This is a genomic window from Paraburkholderia phytofirmans OLGA172 (genome assembly GCF_001634365.1).
GTDB lineage: Bacteria > Pseudomonadota > Gammaproteobacteria > Burkholderiales > Burkholderiaceae > Paraburkholderia.
In genome coordinates, this window is sequence record NZ_CP014578.1 from 3,862,325 (window position 1) to 3,888,748 (window position 26,424).

Annotated in this window: 20 protein-coding genes; 4 read left to right on the forward strand and 16 right to left on the reverse strand. The window is 63.7% G+C overall.

Translation table 11 applies throughout. The features are described 5' to 3' along the window. Nucleotides 1-129 precede the first annotated feature (129 nt). The 3 genes from AYM40_RS16950 to AYM40_RS16960 are packed head-to-tail and all read right to left on the reverse strand — an operon-like array spanning nucleotide 130 to nucleotide 6,109. Nucleotides 130-1,647 (reverse strand): efflux transporter outer membrane subunit, encoded by a 1,518-nt coding sequence (locus AYM40_RS16950; RefSeq protein ID WP_063497223.1) that lies wholly within the window; start codon nucleotides 1,645-1,647, stop codon nucleotides 130-132. Nucleotide 1,648: 1 nt separating this feature from the next. Then, on the reverse strand, nucleotides 1,649-4,858 hold the full coding sequence (locus AYM40_RS16955; protein WP_063497224.1) for an efflux RND transporter permease subunit: 3,210 nt from the start codon (nucleotides 4,856-4,858) through the stop codon (nucleotides 1,649-1,651). 18 nt (nucleotides 4,859-4,876) lie between these two features. Then, nucleotides 4,877-6,109 carry an efflux RND transporter periplasmic adaptor subunit gene (locus tag AYM40_RS16960; protein ID WP_063497225.1) on the reverse strand — a complete coding sequence of 411 codons (1,233 nt, stop codon included), beginning with the start codon at nucleotides 6,107-6,109 and terminating at the stop codon, nucleotides 4,877-4,879. Between the two features lie 414 nt (nucleotides 6,110-6,523). Between AYM40_RS16960 and AYM40_RS16965 the strand changes: the two genes are divergently transcribed. Next, entirely contained in the window at nucleotides 6,524-7,171 is a 648-nt protein-coding gene (locus AYM40_RS16965) for a TetR family transcriptional regulator (RefSeq protein WP_063497226.1), read from the forward strand. 177 nt (nucleotides 7,172-7,348) lie between these two features. Here the strand turns inward: AYM40_RS16965 and AYM40_RS16970 are convergent, their stop codons facing one another. From AYM40_RS16970 to AYM40_RS16995, 6 genes are all read right to left on the reverse strand, one after another. Further along, nucleotides 7,349-8,110, reverse strand: coding sequence for a CoxG family protein (locus AYM40_RS16970; RefSeq protein ID WP_063497227.1), 762 nt, complete (start codon nucleotides 8,108-8,110; stop codon nucleotides 7,349-7,351). A gap of 32 nt (nucleotides 8,111-8,142) precedes the next feature. Beyond that, on the reverse strand, nucleotides 8,143-8,535 hold the full coding sequence (locus AYM40_RS16975; protein ID WP_063497228.1) for a DUF427 domain-containing protein: 393 nt from the start codon (nucleotides 8,533-8,535) through the stop codon (nucleotides 8,143-8,145). 163 nt (nucleotides 8,536-8,698) lie between these two features. Continuing rightward, the gene (locus AYM40_RS16980; protein ID WP_063497229.1) at nucleotides 8,699-9,193 is read right to left on the reverse strand and encodes a hypothetical protein; all 495 of its coding nucleotides are present in this window, start codon (nucleotides 9,191-9,193) and stop codon (nucleotides 8,699-8,701) included. 237 nt (nucleotides 9,194-9,430) lie between these two features. After that, complete coding sequence (locus AYM40_RS16985; protein WP_063497230.1) at nucleotides 9,431-10,930, reverse strand: DegQ family serine endoprotease; 1,500 nt, start codon at nucleotides 10,928-10,930, stop codon at nucleotides 9,431-9,433. Between the two features lie 292 nt (nucleotides 10,931-11,222). Then, a complete protein-coding gene (locus tag AYM40_RS16990; protein WP_063497231.1) occupies nucleotides 11,223-12,524 on the reverse strand; it encodes an ATP-binding protein in 1,302 nt (433 codons plus the stop codon). A gap of 4 nt (nucleotides 12,525-12,528) precedes the next feature. Next, nucleotides 12,529-13,191 carry a response regulator gene (locus AYM40_RS16995; protein WP_063497232.1) on the reverse strand — a complete coding sequence of 221 codons (663 nt, stop codon included), beginning with the start codon at nucleotides 13,189-13,191 and terminating at the stop codon, nucleotides 12,529-12,531. Nucleotides 13,192-13,407: 216 nt separating this feature from the next. Here AYM40_RS16995 and dacB point away from each other — a divergent pair, with 216 nt between their 5' ends. From dacB to AYM40_RS17015, 3 genes are all read left to right on the forward strand, one after another. Continuing rightward, the gene (dacB, locus tag AYM40_RS17005) at nucleotides 13,408-15,069 is read left to right on the forward strand and encodes a D-alanyl-D-alanine carboxypeptidase/D-alanyl-D-alanine-endopeptidase (RefSeq protein WP_063497234.1); all 1,662 of its coding nucleotides are present in this window, start codon (nucleotides 13,408-13,410) and stop codon (nucleotides 15,067-15,069) included. Between the two features lie 195 nt (nucleotides 15,070-15,264). Then, entirely contained in the window at nucleotides 15,265-16,215 is a 951-nt protein-coding gene (locus AYM40_RS17010) for a sterol desaturase family protein (RefSeq protein WP_063497235.1), read from the forward strand. A gap of 94 nt (nucleotides 16,216-16,309) precedes the next feature. Further along, entirely contained in the window at nucleotides 16,310-17,470 is a 1,161-nt protein-coding gene (locus AYM40_RS17015) for an SGNH/GDSL hydrolase family protein (protein WP_063497236.1), read from the forward strand. 216 nt (nucleotides 17,471-17,686) lie between these two features. On the opposite strand, the gene AYM40_RS17020 is transcribed toward AYM40_RS17015, so the two are convergent. The 7 genes from AYM40_RS17020 to AYM40_RS17050 form a co-directional block, all read right to left on the reverse strand. Continuing rightward, nucleotides 17,687-18,739 carry an L-threonylcarbamoyladenylate synthase gene (locus tag AYM40_RS17020; RefSeq protein ID WP_063497237.1) on the reverse strand — a complete coding sequence of 351 codons (1,053 nt, stop codon included), beginning with the start codon at nucleotides 18,737-18,739 and terminating at the stop codon, nucleotides 17,687-17,689. A 10-nt stretch (nucleotides 18,740-18,749) separates the two neighbouring features. Beyond that, nucleotides 18,750-19,946 carry a 5-(carboxyamino)imidazole ribonucleotide synthase gene (locus tag AYM40_RS17025; RefSeq protein ID WP_063497238.1) on the reverse strand — a complete coding sequence of 399 codons (1,197 nt, stop codon included), beginning with the start codon at nucleotides 19,944-19,946 and terminating at the stop codon, nucleotides 18,750-18,752. 104 nt (nucleotides 19,947-20,050) lie between these two features. Continuing rightward, nucleotides 20,051-20,569, reverse strand: a complete 519-nt coding sequence (gene purE / locus AYM40_RS17030; protein WP_063497239.1) for a 5-(carboxyamino)imidazole ribonucleotide mutase — start codon at nucleotides 20,567-20,569, stop codon at nucleotides 20,051-20,053. Nucleotides 20,570-20,728: 159 nt separating this feature from the next. Beyond that, the gene (locus AYM40_RS17035; protein ID WP_028196245.1) at nucleotides 20,729-21,619 is read right to left on the reverse strand and encodes a phosphoribosylaminoimidazolesuccinocarboxamide synthase; all 891 of its coding nucleotides are present in this window, start codon (nucleotides 21,617-21,619) and stop codon (nucleotides 20,729-20,731) included. A 132-nt stretch (nucleotides 21,620-21,751) separates the two neighbouring features. After that, the gene (gene fba / locus AYM40_RS17040) at nucleotides 21,752-22,816 is read right to left on the reverse strand and encodes a class II fructose-bisphosphate aldolase (RefSeq protein ID WP_063497240.1); all 1,065 of its coding nucleotides are present in this window, start codon (nucleotides 22,814-22,816) and stop codon (nucleotides 21,752-21,754) included. Nucleotides 22,817-23,204: 388 nt separating this feature from the next. Then, nucleotides 23,205-24,641, reverse strand: coding sequence for a pyruvate kinase (gene pyk, locus AYM40_RS17045; protein ID WP_063498081.1), 1,437 nt, complete (start codon nucleotides 24,639-24,641; stop codon nucleotides 23,205-23,207). Between the two features lie 451 nt (nucleotides 24,642-25,092). Then, nucleotides 25,093-26,286 (reverse strand): phosphoglycerate kinase, encoded by a 1,194-nt coding sequence (locus tag AYM40_RS17050; protein WP_063497241.1) that lies wholly within the window; start codon nucleotides 26,284-26,286, stop codon nucleotides 25,093-25,095. Between the last annotated feature and the right edge of the window lie 138 nt (nucleotides 26,287-26,424).

A 26,424-nucleotide genomic window follows, 5' to 3' on the forward strand; every position in this document is an offset into this window, starting at 1 on the left:
ATCAGATCTGAGCATCAACAAAAACGCCACGGCATGCCGTGGCGTTTTTGTTATTACCGGCTGCGAAGGGCGGCTTCCCTGAAACCGAAAACCGGCCTGCGCGCCTGCTACTACGAGACTAAAAGAGACTCAACCCGCCGTTGCTGCCGAAGCCGCCACCGGCGCGCTCGCCGCACCGTAATCGACCGGCGCGTCGGCCGGGCGCGGCTGCTCGCCGGCCCGTTCGATCCAGCCGCCGCCGAGCGCCTGATACAGCGTGACCAGGTTCTGCAGACGCTGCATGCGCGCGGTAACCAGCAACTGCTGCGATACGTACAGATCGTTCTGCGCGGTCAGCACCGACAGATAGCTGTCGACGCCGTTCGTATAACGCAGGTTCGACAGATCCAGCCGGCGCTGTTCGGCAAAAGTATTGCGCTCCAGCGCCTCGATCTGCTGATCGTACGTGCCGCGTGCCGCCAGTCCGTCCGCCACTTCGCGGAAGGCCGTCTGGATCGCCTTTTCATACGTCGCGATCTGGATGTTTTTCTGCACGGTGGCGAGATCGAGATTGGCCTTGTTCTGGCCGCCTTCGAAGATCGGCAATGTGATCGACGGTGCGAAGCTCCACGCCGCCGAACCCGGCTTGAACAGACCGCCGAGCGACGGGCTGAGCGTGCCGAAACTGCCGGTCAGCGAGACCTTCGGGAAAAACGCTGCGCGCGCCGCGCCGATGTTCGCATTGGCAGCAAGCAGGTTCTCTTCGGCCTCCATGATGTCCGGACGGCGCGTCAGCAGATCGGACGGCAATCCCGCCGGGATATCCGTCAGAAGGTTCTGATTGTCCAACGACATGCCTGATGGCAGATCGTCCGGCAACGGCTCGCCGACCAGCAGCACGAGCGCGTTATCCGCCTGCGCCCGCAGACGCGCCTGCGACTGCAGGTTGGCCTGCGCCTGCTCGACCACCGTTTCCGCCTGCCGCAGATCCAGTTCCGAACCCGTGCCGTTGTCGAACTGCAGCTTGGTGATCCGGTACGACTCCTGGGCAGTCTTCAGCGTGTTCTGCGTGACCTTCAGCAGATCGTCCACCTCGAGCACCGTCATGTACTGACTAGCCACTTGCGAGACCAACGCGATTTCCGCGGCCTTGCGCGCCTGCGCGGTGGCCAGGTACTGAGCCAACGCCTGATCCTTCAGGCTTTGAATCCGCCCGAAGAAATCGATTTCCCAGGAAGCGTTCAGACCCACCGAGTACGTGTTGGTGATCGTCAAGCCGGTGGCCGTCAAATCTTTCGGCGTGCGCTGTTTGCTTTGTGACGCCGCGGCGTTCAGCGTCGGGAACAGCGCCGCGCGAGTGATCTGGTACTGCGCCTGCGATGCCTGGATATTCAGCACCGACACGCGCAGATCGCGGTTGTTCTTCAGCGCGATTTCGATCAGCCGCTGCAAACGCGCATCGGCGAAGAAATCACGCCAGCCGATATCGGCCGCCGCCTGGCCGTTCGCGGTCCGCGCGGCACTCGCCGCGCCCGGCTGCGTGTCGTACACGCCGCCGGTCGGGAAAGTCGCCGCCACGGGTTCGGCCGGGCGATGGTACTTCGGCGCCATCGTGCAACCCGCGGCGAACAGCGCAACCGCCACTGCAATCAAAGAGTGTTTTTGCATCTCAATGTCCGTCCTTGCCCGAGCCATTGCCGGCCGACCCGCCACCTTGCGGATCATGCGGATGGTGCTGGTTGTAGTGTTCGAGCGCCTCATCCGGGTCTTCCTGCTCGCCGCCGAATTTCGCGCGGATCACGACGAAGAACATCGGGATCATGAAAATCGCGAGGAAGGTCGCCGTCAACATCCCGCCGATCACGCCGGTACCGATTGCGTGCTGGCTGGCCGAGCCCGCGCCGTTACTGATCGCGAGCGGCATCACGCCGAGAATGAACGCGAGCGAGGTCATCAGAATCGGCCGCAACCGCAGACGCGCGGCTTCCAGCGCGGCCTCGACCGGTCCCATCCCTTGACCCTGCTGCAGCTCGCGGGCGAATTCCACGATCAGAATCGCGTTCTTCGCCGACAGCCCCACCGTGGTCAACAGACCCACCTGGAAGAACACGTCGTTCTCAAGCCCGCGCAGCGTAGCGGCCAGCAGTGCGCCGATCACGCCAAGCGGCACCACCATGATCACCGAGAACGGAATCGACCAGCTTTCATACAGCGCCGCGAGACAGAGGAACACCACCAGAATCGAAATGCCGTACAGAATCGGCGCCTGCGAACCGGACTGGCGTTCCTGCAACGACAGGCCCGTCCATTCGTAGCCGATACCCGCCGGCAGCTTCGCCACGAGTGCTTCCATGGCCGTCATGGCCTGGCCGGTCGACTTGCCCGGGGCAGCCGCGCCCTGGATTTCCACCGCCGAGATACCGTTGTAGCGCTCGAGCTTCGGCGAACCGTAGGACCACGTACCGCTGGCGAACGATGAGAACGGCACCATGCCGCCGGCCGTATTGCGCACGTACCAGGCGTTCAGGTCTTCCGGTTTCATCCGGAACGGTGCGTCGCCCTGCAGATACACCTTCTTGATCCGGCCGTCGGTATCGAGGAAGTTGTTCACGTATTGCGACGCCCATGCGATCGAGAACGTCTGGTCGATCACGGACAGCGACACGCCGAGCGCGGAAGCCTTCTCGTGGTCGATGTTCACGGTGAACTGCGGCGTATCGTTCAGGCCGTTCGGACGCACCTGAGCCAGCGTCGGATCTTTCGCGGCCATACCCAGCAGCATGTTGCGAGCTTGCATCAGCTTCTCGTGGCCGACACCCGCGCGATCCTGCAATTCGAAGTCGAAGCCGGCGGCCGTGCCGAGCTCAGGAATCGACGGCGGATTCACCGGATACACCAGCGCGTTCTTGTAGCTCGAAAAATGCATGAAGAGGCGGCCAACCAGCGCCTGCACCTTCTGATCCGAGTGCTGACGCGCCGCGTAGTCCTTCATCCGCACGAACACGAGACCCGCGTTCTGACCGCGGCCGGCGAAGCTGAAGCCGTTCACCGTAAAGGTCGATTCGACGATGCTCTTCTCGGTGTTGAGCAGGTAGTCGGAGACGTCCTTCAGCGCGCGCGCCGTGGTTTCCTGGGTCGAGCCGGACGGCGTTTGCACCAGTACGAACATCGTGCCCTGGTCTTCATCAGGCAGGAACGACTTCGGCAGTTTCACGAACAGCAGGCCGACCGCGAAGATCACCACCATATAGATGATCAGCCAACGGCCCGAGCGCTTGATCACGTGGTGAACGCCCGAGTGATACTTGTCGCGGCTCGTTTCGAAGGTCCGGTTGAACCAGCCGAAGAAGCCCGTCTTGACTTCGTGATGCCCCTTCGGAATCGGCTTGAGGATCGTCGCGCACAGCGCCGGCGTCAGAATCAACGCGACCAGCACGGACAGCACCATCGCCGCCACGATCGTCAGCGAGAACTGCCGGTAAATGGCCCCGACCGAACCGCCCGAGAACGCCACCGGCACGAACACCGCCGACAGCACGAGCGCCACGCCGACCAGCGCGCCGGTAATCTGCTCCATTGCCTTGCGGGTGGCGTCGCGAGGCGATAAGCCCTCCTCCGCCATCACCCGCTCGACGTTTTCCACCACCACGATCGCATCGTCCACCAGCAAGCCGATCGCCAGCACGAGCCCGAACATGGACAGCGTGTTGATCGAGAAGCCCACCACACCCATGATCGCGAACGTGCCCAGCAGCACCACCGGCACGGCGATCGTCGGGATCAGCGTGGCGCGCAGGTTCTGCAGGAACAGGTACATGACCAGGAACACCAGCACGATACCCTCGAGCAGCGTCTTGACCACTTCTTCAATCGACGCGCGCACGAACGGCGTGGTGTCGTACGGATACTGCACAACGAGGCCATGCGGGAAGTACTTCGACAGTTCGTCGATCTTCGCGCGCACCGCCTTGGCGGTTGCCAGCGCGTTCGCGCCGGTGGCCAGCTGAATCCCGAAGCCTGCCGTCGGCGCACCGTTGTACTTGGTGTCGAAGTTGTAGTTTTCGCCGCCGAGCTCGATGTGGCCCACATCCTTGATACGGACTTGCGAACCGTCCGTATTCACCTTCAGCAGCACGTTGCCGAACTGTTCAGGCGTATTGAGCAGCGTGGCTTCCGTGATGGTGGCCTGCAGCACCTGGCCCGGCACCGACGGCGTGCCGCCGAGCGAACCGCCCGCGACCTGCACGTTCTGCGCGAGCAGCGCGGTCTGCACATCCACCGGCGTCAGGCCGAAGTTGGTCAACTTGTTCGCATCCAGCCAGATCCGCATCGCGTACTGCGAGCCGAACAGCGTCACCGTACCCACACCGTCGATCCGGCTGATCGGGTCCTGGACGTTCGACGCGACGTAGTTCGCCAGGTCGTACTTGCTCATGCTGCCGTCTTCGGACACGAACGCCAACACCAGCAAGAAGCTGCTGCTCGACTTCGTGACCTTGGTGCCCAACTGCTGCACGGCTTGCGGCAACAGCGGCGTGGCGAGCTGCAGCTTGTTCTGCACCTGCACCTGCGCAATGTCAGGATTGGTGCCGGCTGCGAACGTCAGCGTGATGGTTGCCGTACCCGAGTCGTCCGAAGTGGACGACAGGTACAGCAAGTGGTCGAGACCACTCATCTGCTGCTCGATCACCTGCGTGACGGTGTTTTCCACCGTCTTCGCCGATGCGCCCGGGTACGTTGCACTGATCTGCACGGCCGGCGGCGCGATGGTCGGGTATTGCGCGATCGGCAATGTGAAGACCGACGCGATACCCGCGAGCATCAGAATGATGGCGATCACCCATGCAAAAATTGGGCGATCAATAAAGAACTTTGCCATGAGGCGGGCTCCCTGTTATTACGCGCCCGATGCAGCAGAAGCGGGTCGACCCGTCTGCGTCGCACCGCTGGCGGCCGGCGCACCCTGAGCGGATACGCCGGAAGCGGGTGTGGCGGGAAGTTGCGCGGCAACGGCCTTGACCTGCGCGCCCGGGCGGACCTTGTCGGTGCCCTGGACAATCACGCGGTCGCCCGCCTTCAGGCCGCTTTCCACCACCCAGTTCGAACCGTACGTGCCCGAGGTGACGAGCTGACGCAACGCGACCTTGTTGTCATCGCCGACCACGAGCGCGGTCGGCTGACCCTTCTGGTCATGCGTGATGCCGACTTGCGGCACGACGAGCGCGTTGTCGTTGACACCTTCCTCGATCCTCGCGCGCACGAACATGCCCGGCAGCAGCACCTTGTCCGCGTTCTTGAAGATCGCGCGAACCGTCACCGAGCCAGTGCTCTGGTCGACAGTCACGTCGGTGAACTGCAGCTTGCCCTTTTCCGAATAGGTGCGGCCGTCTTCGAGAATCAGCGAGACCTTGGCGGCGTCCGGGCCGCTCGTCTTCAGACGCCCTTCCTGCACTTCGCGGCGCAGCTTCAGACCGTCGAGGCTGGATTGCGTCAAGTCCACGTAGACCGGATCGAGTTGCTGGACCGTGGCCATCAGCGTGGCGGCGCTCGCCTGCACATACGCGCCGGGCGTGACTTGCGATACGCCGATCTGGCCGGTCACCGGCGAGGTCACGTCGGTGTAGCCGAGGTTGATCTGCGCCGTGTCGATCGCTGCCTTGCCGGCGGCCACATCAGCCGCGGCCTGGCCTTCCGCGGCCACCGCGTTGTCGTAGTCCTGCTTGCTGACTGCGTTGGCGGCAACCAGCACCTTGTAGCGGTTGGCTTGCGCGGTGGTTGTCGCGAGATTGGCCTGGGCCTTCGCCAGGGTTGCCTTTGCGTTGTTCAGCGCGGCGATGTAGGGCGCCGGGTCGATCTTGTACAGACGCTGGCCGGCCTTGACCTCACCGCCTTCCGTGAATTCGCGGCGGAGCACGATGCCGTCGACCCGTGCACGCACTTGCGCGACGAGGAAGGCACTGGTGCGGCCGGGCAATTCGGTGACGACGGGCACAGCCGTGGGCTGGACGGTGACGACGCCCACTTCGGGCGTTTGTTGCGGCGGGGCAGATTGTTTTGGTCCGCACGCTGCCAGCAATACGGCAGCCGTCGCGGCACTGATTAAGCGGAATGGAACCCGTTCGACGCGCATGGAGCGACCTCTGTCAAAGACTGAGAATGAAAAAGTGCGCGCATCCCTACCCCGGGGACGACAGCGCACACATGCGTCTTGCGACGCGTGACCGGAAGCCCGGGGATGCAAACCGCACCTGCAGGGGCATCCTGAGCGAAATGCGCCATACCGGGGAAATGCCACACGGCGCGGCGCAAGAGCATTTTGAAAGGCAACAGTGACGGATATTAACCGGTCGTCACGGCTTGGGCTATCCGATCGTGGGATGCTATTATATATACATCCACGAATGCATGTAAAAGTGCGTTTACGCCTTGGCGGGCAGGGGACCTGCAAGATCGCTTCGCAAATGGCTTAACGGCAGACAGATTGTCATCGGGCGTGCTTAACAAGGCCCGGGAAAACCCCACAATCAGGGCAGGTCACACCTATATGGTCCGAAGAACCAAAGAAGAGGCGCAGGAGACGCGCAACAGCATTCTCGACGCGGCCGAAAGGGTTTTCTTCGAGAAGGGCGTATCGCGCACGTCGCTCGCCGACATCGCACAGGCCGCCGGCGTCACGCGCGGCGCAATCTATTGGCATTTCGCGCACAAAAGCGATCTGTTTACCGAAATGTTCGACCGCGTGCTGCTGCCGCTGGACGAACTCAAGGCCGCCTCGCTAGACCCCAATGAGCCCGACCCGCTCGGGCGCCTGCGGGAAATCTGCACGGTCTGCCTGCGCGACACCGCCAACGAACCGCGTCGCCGGCGGGTGTTCGACATCCTCTTTCTGAAGTGCGAGCTGGTCGAAGAGATGGGGCCGGTGATGGTCCGTTATCAGACCAATATGCGCGAAGGGCTGAAGAAGATCGAAGGCGGTCTGCGCAATGCGATCTCCAAAGGGCAACTGCCAGCCGATCTCGACACCAGGATCGCGGCGGCGATGGTGCATGCGTTCGTCAGCGGCTCGCTGCGCGACATGCTGTTTCTGCCGGAGGCGACCGATTTCGGCACGCATGCGGAGCGGATGGTCGCAGGGATGTTCGATGCGCTGCGGCTGAGTCCGGCCTTGCGCAAGGAAAAGACGGCAGGCTGACAGTCTGCGTGTGAGCGTGCGTGAGACCGGCAAGAGCGCATAGAACGTTCAGTGGCCGCAAACGCCGCGTGGCCGACGGCGTTTCGTAGTAACCCACCAGGATTTCGTAGTCGCGCCGGCACGACAGCGCCGAGCCGAGCCAAGCCAAGCCAAGCCAAGCCAAGCCAAGCCAAGCCGTCAGTGTTCGCTAATCCAACGCGCCACATACAACAGCAGCGCCACCAGAAAAATCATCGCCGCCCATGCCCAATGCGGAACCACATGCGGACCGGGCTCGCGATGCGAGACCCCATGCGACACACCATGGGACGCCCCATGCGACGCGCTCGCCGCCCGCCCGGTCAGCGCATTTCCATGATCTGTGCGGGTCCGCCGCGCGATGCCGCTGAGCGCGATCGGCCGCAGAAACACGTGCTGCCGCCGCGTCGCCGAACCACGCGCACGGTTCGGCCCTTGCCCATGCTTGGCGCGAACGACCGCGCCGAATTCGTCGAAAAAATCGTCGGCCAGCTGATGCAGCGCGTTTTCGAGCTGGCGCGTGGGCAGTTCGGCGAGTGGCCCGGACGAAGTCGCCCAGATCGTGTAATCGATTCGCGTGCCCCGCTCCCTGCCGATGCCATGCGAGCCATCCTCAGCGCGCAACCTCACTTCGATCTGTCCGCGCAATGAGCCGATGCCCTCGGCTCGCGCCTTGAAATTAATGGTGCGGCGCTGCGCGTCCGCCGGTCCGGAATCCTGACCGGCGACGTGGGCCCGCGCTTCGTAACGCGCGCGCAACGGCCCGAGCGGCACGGTCATGACGAGCGCAAATTCGCCGTGGCCAAGCCGCGTGAACGACTCGCAATTGTCGAGACTGGCACGCAACAAGGCGAGGTCCTGCAACGCGTCCCAAACGTCGGACGGCGCAAGCGGAATCCGTAACGCGTCGTTCAGTTCCATGGCAGCCTCCCCGATGAACGCGCGACCGCCGGTCAGGATGTCTGATCGATGCGGTCGACGCGCGATGCGTAAAACGCGAGATACCCTTTTATTTTTGCAGCCGGCTCGAGCGGCGTCTCATAGCTCCACACGGCGTTTTCGATCAGACCGTCTTCGGTGCGCAGATGGAAATAGGAAGCCTCGCCCTTGAACGGGCAGTGCGAAGTATGTGTGGAGCGTTCAAGGCGCGCCATGTTCACGTCGCCACGCGGGAAATAGAATACATCCGCCAGACCGGTCTCCTTGAGCGTCAGGCCCGACTGGGTGTCGGCCATGGTCACGCCGCCATGAATCACCCGCACCCGGTGGTGGTTGCCGCTGATCGCGATGGTGTGCCCGCCCGTGCTCGCGCCAGGGTTTCCGTGGGGTGTCAAGGCATCGCTCATGTCTCGGCTCCGTTGTGTTGAGCAATTCGTGTGCGGTCGTGCAAACAGTAAAGCCACGGGGGGCGCCCGTGGCTTCATTATCGGCCAAACGCGAGCCGAATGCGCGGCCTTCCTGAGTGCCGCCTGGGTGTCTCGCCCAGCGCCGCTCGGAAAGGCAAGACGCTTATTGCGTATTCCAGTAGAACGCCGCCTTGGCAGTGCCTTTGGCCGGGACCGTCACCGACCTGGCCTGGTCGCGATCCTTGTATTGCGCATGCACGGTGTAGCGGCCGGGGCGCAGCTTGACCAGCATATACGGCCCACGCGACGTGGCGCTCAGCACCTCGTCGTCGTGCGCGTCGACCACGCGCACGTGGACGTCGGCGAGAAAATCGGAGCCGGGGCCCGTGAAGCGCAGCGACAGCGGCCACTCGCTTTGCGCGTGCTGCAGCGCCGTGGACTCATCGACACCGACGCCACCCGACACGAACGAGACGTCGCCCTTCTGCTGGATTTGCGGCAGACCGCCGCCATTGGCGTTGCCTGCGCTGCTGCTGTCCGTGGTCGTGCCGCCCGTAACATCACTCGCCTGTGCATACGCGCCGCCCGCCAGACCGAGCGTGAGCGCTGCGCATACCGCGGCGGCTACGATCCTTCGCTGATTGCGTTGGGATTTCATCGGTTCGCTCCTTCTCAAGGTCCTTGCCGTCCGGAAGCCCTTGATGGGTCCCGGACCAAGGTTGACGCAACCCGCGTGCCAAGCATCAGTTTGCGTCGTCTGGAAACCGCTGCTGCGCCACGCCATGCGGCGCAGAGCGCCCTTCTTCACGGCTTTTTGAACGGGTAAAAAAATGCCGGTCCGTGAGCAATATGTGCAAGGACCGGCAACCGTTACTTCAATGAGTTCAAGTTCCCGTTAGCCGAGATCGACCGGCACAAAGATCTGCGCGTTATCGCGCTGGATCAGCAACGCAATGCTGTTGCCCGCGCCGGCGATCATCTGCTTCAACTGATCGACGCTCGCGACCGGCCGGCCGTTGACCGCCAGGATCACGTCGCCCGGCTGGATGCCGGCGCTTTCAGCCGCGCCGCCCGATTGCTGGACCAGCAGACCATGCGACACCGACGCGCTGCTCTTCTCTTCCGGCGTCAGCGGCCGCACCGCCACACCGAGACGGCCTTGCAACTGGGTCGGCTGATCGGCCTTGTCCGAGGCGACCTTCGCATCCGACAACGAACCGATCGTTACCGTCAGGTCCTTGGTGGCCTTGTCGCGCCACACTTGCACGGTGGCCTTGCTGCCTGGCGCCAGACCGGCGACCTGCGACGGCAGATCCGACGAGTCGCCGACCGGCTCGCCATTCACCGACAGAATCACGTCGCCCGGCTGCAAACCGCCCTTGGCGGCCGGGCCGCCCGGATCGACCGAGCTGACGAGCGCGCCCTGCGGCTTCTGCATGCCGAACGAATCGGCCAGCGTCTGGTTCATGCCCTGCACCGCGACGCCGAGACGCCCGCGGCTCACGTGGCCGGTCTTGACGATGTCGTCCTTGACCTTGATCGCTTCATTGATCGGGATCGCGAACGAAAGGCCCTGGAAGCCGCCCGTCTGCGAATAAATCATCGAGTTGATGCCGATCACTTCGCCTTGCAGATTGAACAGCGGGCCGCCGGAATTACCCGGGTTCACCGGCACGTCGGTCTGAATGAATGGCGTGTAGTTTTCGTTCGGCAGCGAACGCGACTTCGCGCTGATGATGCCCGAGGTCACCGTGTTGTCGAAACCGTAAGGCGAGCCGATCGCGACCACCCACTGGCCGACCTTGCTCTGACGCGGATCGCCGATCTTCACGGTCGGCAGACTGCTCGCGTCGATCTTCAGCACGGCGACGTCGGACTGCTTGTCGGCGCCGATCACTTTCGCCTTGAATTCACGCTTGTCGGTCAGCTTCACGGTGACGACGTTCGCGCCGTCCACCACGTGGGCATTGGTCAGGATGTAGCCGTCGCTGCTGACGATGAATCCCGAACCGAGGCTCGCGCTCGGTTGATCGGGCGCATCGCCGCCGTCGCCGCCTTGCATGCCCGGCATGCCGCCGAAGAAGTGCTTGTAGAACTGATAGAAGGGATCACTCGGATCGATCGGCAACTGGTTGCCGCCGTTGCCGCGCAACGCCGTCTCCTTAACCACGTGCTTTGCGCTGATGTTGACGACGGCCGGGCCATAGGTTTCGACCAGACCGGAGAAATCGGGGATGCCGGTTTTCGCCGCGGCTTCAGCAGGCATCATCGCAGCCTGCGCCGGCGCGATCACCTGCGGCGCGGGGACGTCGCGATGCCCCGCCACATAGCCGGCGGAAAGCGCCACGGCGACAGCCACTGCAACAGCGCTGCGGGACAAGGTTTTCGCGTTCATCGTGTACTCCTGACTGGGAGAAAGAGGCTTTGGAATGAGATGAAGCGTACGTCGCATCGCTTAAAAGAGTCTTAAGCAGCGCCAGATCGCTTCTAACCAGTGTTTGAGGCTTGTTTGAGGCTTGTTTGAGGCTTGTTTGAGGCTTGTTTGAGGCTTGTTTAAGGCTTGTTTAAGCCACGCCTGAGCCACGCCTGAGCCACGCCTGAGCCACGCCTGGGCCACGTTCGAGCCGCTTTACGAACAGAAAGCCTCATCTTTCAAAGCACGCTCAGCAGCGCATTCAGAAGCGCATTCAAAAGCGCACTTCGACCTGCAAACCACCCGCCGGAGATTCGTCGAGCCTCACCGCCGCATGGTGCTGCGTTGCAATGCGGCGCACGATCGCGAGGCCGAGACCGCTGCCCGCCACGTCGGTGCGCGCGCGGTTCGCACCGGCGCCGGCCCGGTAGAAGCGATCGAACACGCGGTCGCGTTCAGCGGGCTCGATGCCCGGCCCGCTGTCGGCAATCCGCACCACCGGATGCCCTTCGTCGACATACAGACTGACGTCGACCCGGCCGCCTCGCGGCGTGTATTTGGTTGCGTTATCAACGAGGTTATTGAACATGACCCGCAGCGCGTCGGCGTCGCCGGTCACCGCAGCAGGTTCGCTCGCCTCGATACCGAGATCGACGCCGCGATTCTGCGCAAGCGGCGCGTACGCTACGACACAGTCTTGCAGCAACGCGCGCAGATCGATCGCGTTGGTGGCGGCGAGGCCGTCCGGTTCCGATCGTGCGAGCGCCAGCAATTGTTCGGCGAGACGCGTGGCGCGCGTGACGCCCGCCTGCAGGTCGGCCAGCGCGTCGCTACGGGCGGCGTCGTCTTTCGCGCGGGCCACCAGTTGCGATTGGATCTGCACGGCGGCGAGCGGCGTGCGCAATTCGTGCGCGGCATCGGCGACGAATGCCTTCTGGATATCGAGCGCGGTGGCGAGCCGTTCGAGCAGGCCGTTCAATGCGCGCACCAGCGGCTGCACTTCGAGCGGCAGACGTTGGTCGGGCAAGGGATCGAGGGCCTCGGGGTGACGCGTGTCGAGCGCGCTGGTCACGCGCCGCAACGGCCGCAGTCCGCGCCCGACGATCACCCACACCGCCAGCCCCAGAAACGGCAGCAGAACGATCAACGGCCACAGGGTTCGCAACGCGACGTTCGCCGCGAGCCGGTTGCGCACCGAAACCGGTTGCGCCAACTGCACGACGTTATCGCCGACGATCGCGCCGTACACACGCCAGTCGCCGCGCTCCGTATGCTCGGTCGAAAAGCCGAGTTCGGCGCGCGGCGCGAGTGGCGCACGCGGTCGCGAGTAGTACATCAGCACGCCGTTGCGGTTCCAGATTTGCAGCACGATGCCTTCGTCGCCGGTGTCGCGCGAACCGAGCACCTGCGAGAACGGTTCCGACGGCAGTGCCGCGGCGATCTGCTCCAACTGGTAATCGAACAGTTCATTGGCTTCGGCAAGCGCTTGCCGGTAGATCAGCCAACCCGCAATGCCGACGCCGAGCAACACCAGCGCCAGCAGCCAGACCAACAATTGACGGCGAATCGAACGCATCGGCTCAGGCGTCCTTGGCGATCATGTAGCCGAGACCGCGCACGTTGCGGATCAGGTCCGCGCCGAGCTTCTTGCGCAGGGCGTGAATGTAGACCTCGACGGTATTGCTGCCGATTTCCTCGCCCCAGCCGTACATTTTTTCTTCGAGCTGGCTCTTCGAGAGCACCGCACCGGGCCGTGCGATCAACGCTTCGAGCAGCGCGAATTCACGCGCCGACAACGCGACCGGTGCGCCGTCGAGCGTGACCTGATGCGACGCGGGATCGAGCGTCAGGTTACCGTGGCGAATCGTCGAATCGCTGCGGCCCGATTGGCGGCGGATCAGCGCGCGCATGCGGGCGCCGAGTTCGTCGAGATCGAAAGGTTTGACGAGGTAATCGTCGGCGCCGGCGTCGAGGCCTTTGACGCGATCGGCGACCGCATCGCGCGCGGTCACGATCAGCACGGGAATCGCGTTGCCTTTCGCGCGCAGCGTACGCAGCACGTCGAGCCCGTCGCGTTTGGGCAGGCCCAAATCGAGCAGCACCAGATCGTAAGGTTGGGCGGTCGCCGCGCTGAGCGCCGCGTCGCCGTCTTCCACCCAGTCGACCGCAAAGCCTTCGCCGCGTAGCGCCTTGCGCACGCCTTCGGCGATCATCCGGTCGTCTTCGACTAGCAATATGCGCATGGTTGGTACGGTCCCGAAACATTCGATGATGCCGCATTCTAGCGCCCGGCCCCGGCATGCGCGCCGTGCGACGCTTTTTCACCGCAGCCTGGCGGCATGTCTCTACAATGAGCGCTTTGCGCCGCGCCGCGGTTTTCCGCGCGTCACGCGACGCTTCGACACACTCTGGATTGCCGCGCGCCACCGCGCCCCGAAATCTCGCTTCTTCGCCTTTTCATGACGCTCGCTTGTTTGCCTGCTTTTTTGCCCTCTCTCGCACGCCGTGTGGCGCTGCGACCACGCTCCTCTGCTTCCGTCGACTCCCTGCCTCGCCGGTTCGCGCCGCGCACCGCGGCGTTGCTGCTTGCCTGCGCCGCGCTCGGCTGCGGAGCCGCGCTGCCGCTTGCCGCGCAGGCGCGCGTCAAGGCCACGCATCCGAACGTCAACGTCACCACGGTGCTGCCGCAGCCGGTCATGATCGGCCTGCAGCGCGCACACGTGCCCTTGTCGTCGATCAGCGTGGTGGTCGAAAAAGTCGGCGACCGCACGCCGATCGTCGCGCTGAACGCCGGCACGCCGATGATGCCCGCCTCGACGATGAAGCTCGTCACCACCTACTCCGGCCTGTCGATCCTCGGCCCGGACTATCGCTGGCGCACGAGCGCGTACGCGGACGGCACGCTTGACGCCAATGGCGTGCTGCATGGCAATCTGTACATTCAGGGCACAGGCGATCCGAAACTCGTTCCCGAGGAACTGATCGACCTCGTGCAGAAGATCCACAAGGCGGGGATCAACGGCGTCGACGGCGCGCTGGTGCTCGACAAGCGCTACTTCGATGCCTCCACGCGCGACCTGCCACCGTTCGACGACGACGCCACCGCACCATACAACGTCGGCCCCGATCCGCTGCTGTACGCCTTCAAATCGCTGTCGTTCACACTGACGCCTGCCCCGGACGGCAGCGTCGCCATCGACGTGCTGCCGGCGCTCTCGCAGTTGCATATCGACAATCAGATGCACGCCGTCAATGGCCCGTGCCGCGGCGACGCCGCCTCCGTCTCGCCCACCGTGACGCCGCAGCCCAACGGCACTGTGGTGGCGTCGTTCGACGGCGACTACTCGGTGCGCTGCGGCCCGCGCACGATCAACGTCGCGGTACTCGACCACTCCGCGTTCTTCGCAGGCGGCTTCCTCGCCCTGTGGCAGCAAACCGGCGGCACCTTCAGCGGCGCACCCCGCGAAGGCCCGGTGCCGGCCGGCGCGCGCCTCGTCGCCACGCACCAGGGGCCGATGCTCGCCGACATCGTTCGCGACATCAACAAGTTCAGCAACAACACCATGGCGCGCAATCTGTTCCTGACGATCGGCGCGAAGGAAGAAAACCCGCCCGCCACGCCCGCGAAATCGGCGCGCGCCATCGAGGCGTTTCTGCGCCGCGACAGCGTCGACATGCAATACCTGACGCTCGACAACGGCTCGGGTCTGTCGCGCGACGAGCACGTTACCGCGCTCTCGCTCGCCGATCTGCTGCAGCGGGCCAATGCGAGTCCGGTCGCCCAGGTATTCGTGGAGTCGCTGCCGATTGCGGGCGTCGACGGCACGATGCGCAACCGCTTGACCAACCAGGGCGCGGGCGGCAACGCGCACATCAAGACCGGTACGCTGCGCGATGTGCGTGCGATCGCGGGCTATGTGGCCTCGGCGGATGGCAACAGCTACGTGGTGGTGAGCCTGATCAACGACCCGCATTCGGAGGCCGCGCGCGCCGCGCACGACGCCTTGCTCGAATGGGTGTATCAGGGACCGTCCCAGGGATTCACGAAGGTCTCCGAGCGCGTCGCCGAACCGCGCAGCCGCAAGCCCAGGAAAAACCCGCACAAGCGCGGCGCCCATTGAAGATTCCTTCTATAGAACCCGCGCGCCGCAACGCGCCCAAGCGTGTACGCTGTCGGGCAGTGTTTGAGGAGCGCGTAAAACGTAACACGTAGCGCACGAGCCGCGCACCCGTTACGGTCACGTGGCCCGATCAAACGAAAACGACAACGTCCGCTGCGGCAAGCGCAGCGGTCAGGGACCACGGAGGAAGACACCATGCAATTCGATGCCGAATTGCTGCTGCTCGCCATGGCGCCAGTCTTTCTCGCATGCATTGGCTGGGAGGCGTGGCACCTGCGGCGCACGCGCCCCGGCGCGCAACTCTATAGCTGGCGCGACACGTTCTGCAACGCCGCGCTCGCACTGATGCAGCAAGCCGCCGACAAGCTTGCGTGGCTCGCGATCATCCCCGTCTATGCGTTTTTCTACGATCACTATCGCGTCACCACGTGGCGGCCGGGCTGGGTGTCGTTCGTCGTGCTGTTCGTCGCTCAAGATCTGCTCTATTACTGGTTCCACCGCTGCAGCCATCGCGTGCGCTGGCTATGGGCCGCGCATGTCGTGCATCACTCGTCGGAGCGGATGAATTTTTCGACCGCATTCCGCCAGAGCCTGATGTATCCGATTGCCGGCATGTGGCTGTTCTGGATTCCGCTCGCTGTGCTCGGCTTTCCGCCGAAGCAGATCGTGGCCATCGTGCTGATCAACCTCGGCTTCCAGTTTTTCGTGCACACCCAGACGATCGGCAAACTCGGCTGGCTCGAATACGTGTTCAACACGCCGTCGATTCACCGCGTGCATCACGCGCGCAACGGCCGCTATATCGACCGCAACTATGCCGGCGTGCTGGTGATCTGGGATCGCCTGTTCGGCAGCTATGTCGAGGAAGATCCGCACGAAGCGCCGGATTACGGCATCGTGGAGCCGCTCCATACGTATAACCCGCTGAAGGCGACGTTTCATGAATGGGCGTCGATGGCCGCCGATTTCGTGAGCGTGCGAGGCTGGCGCAACAAGTGGCGCGCGCTGTTCGCACCGCCCGCATGGGCCGCGAATTATCATGCGCGCCGCGCCGCCGGCGCGAGCGCCAATGCCGCGGCATCCGGCGAAGATACGGGCATTGAAGAAAACCATACGGCCGCGTTTCAAACACCGCGCAGGCCGTAGAAGATTCTGTAAGCTGTCGCCACGCCGCCGACGCGGTGGGCGCTGCCTGCAATACATGGCATCAGGGCCACCCATACGAGGAGATGTAGTCAACATGAATCAAACAGCATCGAAGAAACGCAGTTTCGTACGCGTCACGCAGATCGCCGCAGCAAGTGCCGCGTTTGCGCTGCTCGCGGCTTGCGGCGGCGGCAGCGATAACAACAGCTCGAGCAGCACGCCGGCGGGCGGCGTGAAATTGCAGGTCGTATCGTTCGGCGACAGCTTGTCGGATGTCGGTACGTACGCGCCGGTGATTCAGGCGAACTTCGGCGGTGGCCGCTTCACGACGAATCCGGGTGAGGTGTGGACCCAGAAGGTTGCCGAGTACTACGGCGGCACGTTGTCGGCGGCGGCGCTCGGCGGCTTTGGTCAACCGCTCGTGAACACGTCGGGTAACGGTTATGCGCAAGGTGGAGCGCGCGTGGTAGACCCGAATGGCGAAGGGCACGCACCGGCCGGCCAGCCTGACTATGCACAGGCCACCACGACGCCGATCGTGGCACAGGTACAGAACTATCTGACGGCGCACGGCAGCTTCAACTCGGACCAGTTGGTGCTGGTCAACGGCGGTGCCAACGACATTTTCGAGCAACTCCCGGCGCTGGCGACGGCGATCACGACGGACATCGCCGGCGGCATGAACGAACAGGTGGCGGTGCAAACGGAAACGCTCAAGACGCTTGGGCCGGTGGCGGCCGCATTGGCTCAGCAGGTTGGCTTGATCTTGCAGAGCGGCGCGACACATGTGGTGGTGTCGAATGTGCCGGATATCGGCTCGACGCCGTTGGCGCTGCAGCAGGTCGCGACCCTGGGTGCACAGGCTCCGGCTTTGATTACGGGGATCACGCAGGTGTACAACGCTGCATTGACCGGCGCGTTGCAGCAGGGCGGCATCTACAGCAAAATCATTCCGATCGATGCGTTCACGTGGCAGGACAAGCTGATGGCCAATGCAGCGGCCAGCGGCTTCACCGTGACGAACACGGGCACGGCGTGTAATTTGACCGCGATGGCAACGGCCGCGGCCAAATTCGGCGAGCCTGATCCGACGGCATTTGCGTCCTCGTTGTTCTGTTCCCCAGAGACTTATACGGTCGCTGGCGCAGACCAGACTTATATGTTTGCTGACCTAGTACATCCGACCACGCACGTGCATGCACTTTTTGCACAGTATGTGGAGCAGCAGGTGGCTGCGAGCGGGCTCGGCAAGTAAGTCTGGTTTGCCGGCTTGGCGGCGGTGGTTTTTGGATTTTGCGAACGCCCGGCTTGCTGGTCAAGCTGGGCGTTTTCTATTGTGGCCGAGGCGCCGTTGTTTGTGCGCCTGCGAGGGTGAGGCTTTCTTATGGGTCACCTGAGACGGTAGGACTTTACTGAATTTTTCCTGCGTGACGGCATAGTCTGCGCCGTGCCTGCAGGCAAAAAGCGAAGCCTAACTTAGCGCCTCGAAAGCCGCCGCGGCCCTGCCCAGCCGATCGTTCACAGCAATCCACTCAATCGTATCCGGGAGCTTCTCGATGAGAATCCGGCTTACGTCCGCGCGGTCGAGCGCCCTTAGCAGGCCATACAACTCACGCGCATAAACGTGCGGATCTTCAGGCGCGGCAATGAAATGCACGCCTTCAGCATGAGCCCATTCCCCTGCGCGGGAAGCCCGCGCCACCAAGGCAACGCGTTCATCGCCCTGGCGCGCCGCGAGCAAAGTCTGCAACGCATCAAAAGGCAGCAAAGCCAACGGCGTGCGCGGCGCGTAATGCGCCTTCAGCGTGCCCGAAGCCCGCGGTGCCGTCGCATCTGACCCGTCAGCGAGACGTGGCGCTTCACCGAGCACATCGGCGATATCTTGTGGCGTGACCCGCCCCGGCCTCAATAGCGCCGGAAACCCGCGCGACAAATCCAGAATCGTCGATTCGATTCCGACATCCGATGCGCCGCCGTCCAGCACATGAATCGCGCTGCCGAATTCGTCGCGCACATGCTGCGCTGTCGTCGGGCTCACATGACCAAAACGATTCGCCGACGGCGCGGCAACACCACCATGCCCACCGCGCAACGCGCTGAACGCTTCCAGCAAAGCCTGAGCAACCGGATGCGACGGGCAGCGCAAACCCACCGAATCCTGCCCACCGCTCACCGCCGCATTAATTCGCGCCGCGCGCTTCAGGATCAACGTGAGCGGCCCCGGCCAGAACGCATCGATCAAGCGCTGCGCCTCCGCGGGCAAATGCTCGACCCAATAGTTCGGATCGCCCTGCGGCGCCAGATGCACGATCACCGGATGATTCGCCGGCCTGCCCTTCGCTGCGTAAATACGCGCAACCGCGTCCGGATTTTCAGCGTCGCCGCCGAGTCCGTAGACCGTCTCCGTCGGGAACGCGACGAGGCCGCCCGCGTCGAGCAGCGCGGCGGCGTGCCCGATCTGCTCGGCGCTCACAGGCAAGGCGCTCGCGGCGCCCCCTTCGGCAGGTTTGCTTTGATCCGGCATGGCGTTCGCGTCAGCTCGTGAGGATGTGCAGGAGCCGCGCGCAATCGCGCGCCGCCGTGCGGGCTTCTTCAAGCGTCGCGGCCGTGAAGTTCACGTGACCCATCTTGCGGCCGCAACGTGCTTCTTCCTTGCCGTACAGATGCAAACGCGCCGCCGGCATGGCGGCGACTTCGTGCCACGGCGGCGTGACCGCCGCCCCCTTCGGGCCGCCCGGGAACCAGACGTCGCCGAGGATGTTCAGCATGACCGCCGGCGAATGCTGGCGCGTGTCGCCAAGCGGCATGCCGGTCATCGCGCGGACCTGCTGTTCGAACTGGCTGGTCGCGCAGGCGTCGACGGTGTAATGGCCGGAGTTGTGCGGACGCGGCGCCATTTCGTTGGCGACGAGCGAACCGTCTTCGAGAATGAAGAACTCGACGCACAGCACGCCGACATAGCCGAGCTTGTCCGCGATTTGCAGCGCGGCCTGTTGCGCTTGCTGGACCAGCGTCGGGCTTGCATCCGGCGCGGGGACGATGGTGTGCGACAGCACGCCGTCGCGATGCGTGTTCTGCGCCAACGGATACACCACCGACGCGCCGTTCGCCGCGCGCGCGATTAGCGCGGAGACTTCGAACTTCAACGGCAAGCGCTTTTCCAGCACGCACGGAACGCCCGCCAGCGACGCATGCGCCTCGCGCACTTCCTCGGCGTTGCGCACGCGGATCTGGCCTTTGCCGTCGTAGCCCATGCGTGCAGTCTTGAGAATACCCGGCAGCACGGCTTCGAGTTTCGCATCGTCGAGCGCGGCCAGCGCGTCCGACGATTCGATTACCACGTGCGGCGCCACCGTCACGCCCGACGACGCGATAAAACGCTTCTCGGCGATCCGGTCCTGCGCCACCGCGACACAACGGCCGGCCGGGCTCACGAATGTAGTTTTCGCGAGGAAATCGAGGCTCGCCGCCGGCACGTTCTCGAACTCGGTCGAGACCGCCGCGCACAGCCGCGCGAGTTCGGTGAGCGACGCTTCGTCGTCGTAAGGCGCGCGGATGTGGCGGTCGGCAACCGCGCCCGCGGGACTGTTTTCGTCCGGGTCGAGCACGGCGACGCGATAGCCCATCGCCTGAGCGGCAAAGCAGAACATGCGGCCGAGTTGGCCGCCACCGACCATGCCAAGCCATGCGCCGGGCAGAATCGGTGAAACCGGTGTGTTGTCAGGGTTCATCTTAGTGGTCGGTCACGGCCGGATGCGCATGCAAAACGTGCATTAGCGGCATCCGGCCGGGGGTCGGACATGAGGGGACGTCTAAAAACAATCAGCCTTGGCGCTTACAGCGCCGGCAGCACCATTGCGTGGGCCGCTTCGTTCTGGCGCACGCGGAACGCAGCCAGCTTTTCCGCATACTCGGGGCTCGTGCCGCTCAGAATCGACACCGCGAACAGCGCCGCATTCGCCGCGCCCGCTTCGCCGATTGCAAACGTGGCGACCGGCACCCCCTTGGGCATCTGCACGATGGAGTGCAACGAATCGACGCCCTTCAGATACTTGCTCGCCACCGGCACGCCGAGCACCGGCACCGTGGTCTTGGCGGCCAGCATGCCCGGCAGATGCGCCGCGCCGCCCGCACCCGCGATGATCGCGCGAATGCCGCGCTCGCGCGCGCGTTCGGCATACGCAAACATCTCGTCGGGCATCCGGTGCGCCGACACGACCTTGGCTTCGTACGGCACGCCGAACTCTTGCAGAATCGCAACCGCGTTCTTCATCACTTCCCAGTCGGAACTGGACCCCATCAGCACGCCAACAACCGGCGCGGCATGCGTATGGGCAGTCTGGACTTCACTCATCTTACGGCTTCCTTGTTTCTTGAGAGCGCCCGCAGACCTGTCGCTTCGCGCCAGGCTCCCCGAGGGGGGTGATCCCCCAAGGGGACTTCCTCCTGAGCGGACAACTTGGGGTGGTCCTGCGTTTTCTCACGCAGCGCGGGTGTACCCAGCTACGCGCAATCAGGCGAGCTTGTGTCCAGTCAGGCGTTCGAGCGCTTCCTGGTACTTCTCGCCCGTCTTCGTGACCACGTCGTCCGGCAGCTTCGGCGCGGGCGGCTCTTTCTTCCACGGCTGGGTTTCGAGCCAGTCGCGCACGAACTGCTTGTCGAACGACGGCGGGTTGGTGCCGACCTGATACTGGTCAGCCGGCCAGAAGCGCGACGAGTCGGCAGTCAGCGCCTCGTCCATCAGGTACAGCTGGCCGTGATTGTCCAGACCGAATTCGAACTTCGTATCCGCGATGATGATGCCGCGCGTTGCGGCATAGTCAGCAGCTTCCTTGTACAGCTTGATCGAGATGTCGCGGATCGTGGCCGACAGTTCGGTGCCGATGCGGCGTTCCATCTCGTTGTACGTGATGTTTTCGTCGTGGTGGCCCATTTCGGCCTTGGCTGCCGGCGTGAAAATCGGCTCAGGCAGCTTTTGCGCGTTTTGCAGGCCCGGCGGCAGTTCGACACCGCACACCGAACCGGTTGCCTGGTAGTCTTTCCAGCCGCTGCCGGCCAGATAGCCGCGCACCACCGCTTCGACCAGGATCGGCTCGAGGCGCTTCACCACCACTGCACGGCCCTTGACCTGCTCGACTTCGTCAGCCGCCACCACGGATTCGGGCGCCACGCCCGTGAGGTGGTTCGGCACCACATGCTTCAGCTTCTCGAACCAGAAGTTCGCCATTTCGTTGAGCACGCGGCCCTTATTCGGAATCGGCTCGCCCATGATGACGTCGAACGCCGACAGACGGTCGGTCGTGACGATCAGCAACTGGTCGTTGCCCACCGCATAATTGTCGCGGACTTTACCGCGGCCAAGCAGCGGCAGCGAGTGGAGCGTGGATTCGTAAAGGGTAGACATCGTCGTGGTTCGCTAAAAGTGGGGCAAAAAGTGTGACCGGAACAAAAGGGAAACGCCGTTCCCCGGATGATGCGGGAACGGCGATCGAACGACAACCTGGCCAATCAGCCAGATGTAGAGCTTGGTTATAGCTTAGCGGACGACTTGCGCGAGTTCGCCCGATTTGTACTTCTCCGCGATTTTATCAAGCGAAACCGGCTTGATCTTGCCAGCCTGGCCTTCGCAGCCAAATTGCGTGAAGCGCTCGAGACAGATCTTCATCGCCGCTTCGCGCGCCGGCTTCAGGTAATCGCGCGGGTCGAACTTGCCGGGATTGGTCGCCATGTAGCGGCGGATCGCACCGGTGATCGCCAGACGCAGGTCGGTGTCGATATTGACCTTGCGCACGCCGTTCTTGATGCCTTCCTGAATTTCCTCGACCGGCACGCCGTAGGTTTCCTTCATGTCGCCGCCGAATTCGCGGATTTCCGCGAGCAGTTCCTGCGGCACCGACGACGAACCGTGCATCACCAGGTGCGTGTTCGGAATGCGCTGGTGAATTTCCTTGATGCGCTGGATCGACAGGATGTCGCCCGTGGGCTTCTTGCTGAATTTGTACGCGCCGTGCGACGTACCGATCGCGATCGCCAGTGCGTCGCATTGGGTCAGCTTGACGAAGTCGGCGGCCTGCTCCGGGTCGGTCAGCAGTTGTTCGCGGGTCATCGTGCCTTCCGCGCCGTGGCCGTCTTCCTTGTCGCCCTTCATGGTTTCCAGCGAACCGAGCACGCCCAGTTCCGCTTCCACCGTGATGCCGATCGAGTGCGCCGCTTCAACCACCTTGCGCGAGACTTCGACGTTGTATTCGTACGAAGCCACCGTCTTGCCGTCGGCTTCGAGCGAACCGTCCATCATCACACTGGTGAAACCGCTGCGGATCGCCGCCATACAGACCGCCGGCGACTGGCCGTGATCCTGGTGCATCACGACCGGAATATGCGGGTACGACTCGACCGCGGCTTCGATCAGATGACGCAGGAACGGCTCGCCCGCGTATTTACGCGCGCCGGCCGATGCCTGCATGATGACCGGGGCGTTGACCTTGTCGGCCGCGGCCATGATCGCCTGCACCTGCTCCAGGTTGTTCACGTTGAAGGCTGGAATGCCATAACCGTTTTCGGCGGCATGATCCAGCAATTGACGCATTGATACGAGAGGCATGCTGTAACTCCTTAGATTGAAACGAATTCTGTGCCGTCGGCATCTTTTTTTGGCGATTTTATCGCGAAGCAAGCTGCATACCCGTTCACACATTCCCTAAAGCGCGTTTTCCTTCACGCGCGATTGGAGTCTGTGCGCCGCCTCTCGCGGGACATGACAACCTGCTTCGCTTGGGCCAAGCCTGTGTCGACCTGAGTTAGCGCTTTAGCGCTTACTCAGGTCCCATGCAAAGCTGTCGATCAGAGTTAGCGCTTTAGCTGTCGATCAGAGTTAGCGCTTCAGCGCTTACTCTGATCCCATGCAAAGCTCTTACTCTGATCCCAAGCAAAGCTCTTACTCAGGTCCCATAGCTCTTACTCCGATCCCACGCAGGATGCTTGCCGCCAAATCAATACGGCTCGCCGACGCGCACGATCTTCAGCGTGTTCGTGCCGCCTGCCTGGCCCATCGGCTCGCCGACGCTGAGCACCACCATGTCGCCGCGCGACGCGTAGCCCTTGCCGACCACGGTCTCCAGCGCCTGCTGCAACGCGGTATCGCGGTCGCTGCTGGTGTCCAGATGCAGCGACGTGACGTTGCGGTAGATCGCCATCGCCCGTTCGCTGCCCACGCGCGGCGTGAGCGCGAAAATCGGCACATGCGTCCAGTGACGCGACATCCACAGCGCGGTCGAACCCGATTCGGTCAACGCGACGATCGCCTTCGCACCCAGGTGATAAGCCGTGAACAGCGCGCCCATGGCGATGGACTGGTCGATTCGCGTGAACGTGCGGTCGAGGAAATCCTTGTCCAGCTCCGACTGCTCCGACTTCTCGGCTTCGAGGCAAATCGCCGCCATCGTCTCGATGGTCTGCACCGGGTACTTGCCCGCTGCGGATTCGGCCGACAGCATCACCGCGTCCGTGCCGTCGAGCACCGCGTTGGCGACGTCCGACACTTCGGCGCGCGTCGGCACCGGCGCGTAGATCATCGACTCCATCATCTGGGTCGCGGTGATCACGAACTTGTTCGATTCGCGCGCCATCCGAATCATGCGCTTTTGCAGCGCGGGAACTGCCGCATTCCCCACTTCCACGGCCAGATCGCCGCGCGCGACCATGATGCCGTCCGATGCGTCGAGGATGCCTTGCAGCGCCGGAATCGCTTCCGCCCGCTCGATCTTCGCGATCATCTTCGGCTTGATCCCGTACGGCGCACCCGCGATGTTCGCGAGCTGGCGGGCCATTTCCATGTCGGTGGCGTTCTTGGGGAACGATACCGCGACGAAATCCACGCCGAGGGACATCGCCGTGCGAATGTCTTCCATGTCTTTCGCGGTCAGCGCCGGCGCCGACAGGCCACCGCCCTGGCGGTTGATCCCCTTGTTGTTCGACAGCTCGCCGCCGATCTTCACGGTGGTGTGGATTTCGCTGCCGATCACGCGCTCGACGTCCAGCACGATCAGGCCGTCGTTGAGCAACAGCACGTCGCCCGGCTTCAGGTCGCGCGGCAGGTCTTTGTAGTCGAGACCGGCGCGTTGTTGGTTGCCGAGTTCGCAGTCGGCGTCGAGCACGAACGGCTCGCCGGCGGCCAGCATGATCTTGCCGTTTTCGAATTTGCCGACCCGGATCTTCGGTCCTTGCAGATCGGCCATGATGGCGACTTCACGGCCGGCCTGGCGGGCCGCCTCGCGCACGAATTCGGCGCGCTGGCGGTGGTCGTCGGCGGTGCCGTGCGAGAAATTGAGCCGCACCACGTCCAACCCTGCTCGAATCATTTGCAGCAGAATTTCCGGCGTACTGGAAGCCGGTCCGATGGTAGCGACAATCTTGGTAGCGCGATGCATGAGTCTCCTCGTCTGGATGGGATCGCTGGAATGAGCGCTGCGAGTCGGATGCGGAGGCTGCGCACCGAAGGGTGCTACGGGGGGCTGCGCGCCGATTGAAACCAGCGTCGCTTTATGGGGTGAAGCGGTATTCGACACCAGCACGGGGGGGGCCGGTGGGGGTGCGAGCGCGACCTCTTCGTCCGGGAGTTCCGCCGGCGAGTGGGCGGCTTGTCCGTTGGACAATTCCGCGGTCTCGTTGGCAGTGGTCAACTCCGCGAGCGCTGGGGGCGACCCGGATTCTTCCTGCTGCGCAATCACAGATTCAACAGATCCGGCTGCGGCCGTGGTGGCGGCGGAGCGCGCTTCGCGCTCCCCTGCCGTTGCTGCTGCGGCGTTGCGCGGCGACTTGCTGCCGCGCTGACCGCCCTGCGCTTTTGCAGACTTCGCTGAGGGGGAGCGCGTCACCACGTTAAGCCCGCGATTCCAGAACTGCGACAGCGGGCAGTGTCTTGCCCTCGAGGAACTCGAGGAAGGCGCCGCCGCCCGTCGAGATGTAGCTGACTTTGTCGTGGATGCCGTACTTGGCAATCGCCGCGAGCGTGTCGCCGCCGCCTGCAATCGAGAAAGCCGCCGAGTTGGCGATCGCCTCAGCCAGGGTCTTGGTGCCGTTGCCGAACTGATCGAATTCGAATACGCCGACCGGCCCGTTCCACACGATCGTGCCGGCTTTTTCCAGCTGTGCGGCGAGCACCTTGGCGGTTTCCGGTCCGATGTCGAGGATCAGGTCGTCGTCCTGCACGTCGGCCACTGCCTTGACTTCAGCCTTGGCGGTCGGCGAGAACTCTTTGGCCGTGACCACGTCGGTCGGGATCGGCACCGAGGCGCCGCGGGCTTTCGCTGCGTCGATGATGGCCTTGGCCTCGTTGACCAGATCGGCTTCGGCGAGCGACTTGCCGATCTTCAGGCCAGCCGCCAGCATGAACGTATTGGCAATGCCGCCGCCGACGATCAGCTGGTCGACCTTGTCGGCCAGCGATTTCAGAATGGTCAGCTTGGTGGACACCTTCGAGCCGGCGACGATCGCCACCAGCGGACGCTTCGGCGCGCCCAGCGCCTTGCCGAGCGCTTCGAGTTCAGCGGCCAGCAGCGGGCCGGCGCAGGCGATCGGCGCATATCTGGCGATGCCGTGCGTGGTGGCTTCGGCGCGGTGCGCGGTGCCGAACGCGTCGTTCACGTAGACGTCGCAGAGCTTCGCCATTTTTTGCGCGAGCTCGTCTGAATCCTTCTTTTCGCCCTTGTTGACGCGGCAGTTTTCCAGCAGCACGACCTGGCCCGGCGCGACGTTCACGCCGTTTTCGACCCAGTTGGCGAGCAGCGGCACGTCACGGCCGAGCAGCTCGGCCAGACGCTTCGCAACCGGCGCAAGCGAGTCTTCCGGCTTGAATTCGCCTTCAGTGGGGCGGCCCAGGTGCGACGTGACCATCACGGCGGCGCCTGCGTCCAGCGCTGCCTTGATCGCCGGCACAGAGGCGCGGATGCGGGTGTCTTCGGTGATGTTGCCGTGATCGTCCTGCGGCACGTTCAGATCGGCGCGGATAAACACGCGTTTGCCGGCTAGCTTGCCTTCGGCGATCAGATCGGAGAGACGCAATACCTTGTTCATGGGCGTGTATGTGCGAGTTGATGAGAAGGCGGTGGCGGATGACGCGCTGGCATCCAGGCGCGGCAAACTCCAGCGCTTTGGCACGGCAGCGGTTCCACTGAATCGGGCGCCGGCGGCATGGCCGCGGCTGTCGCGCCA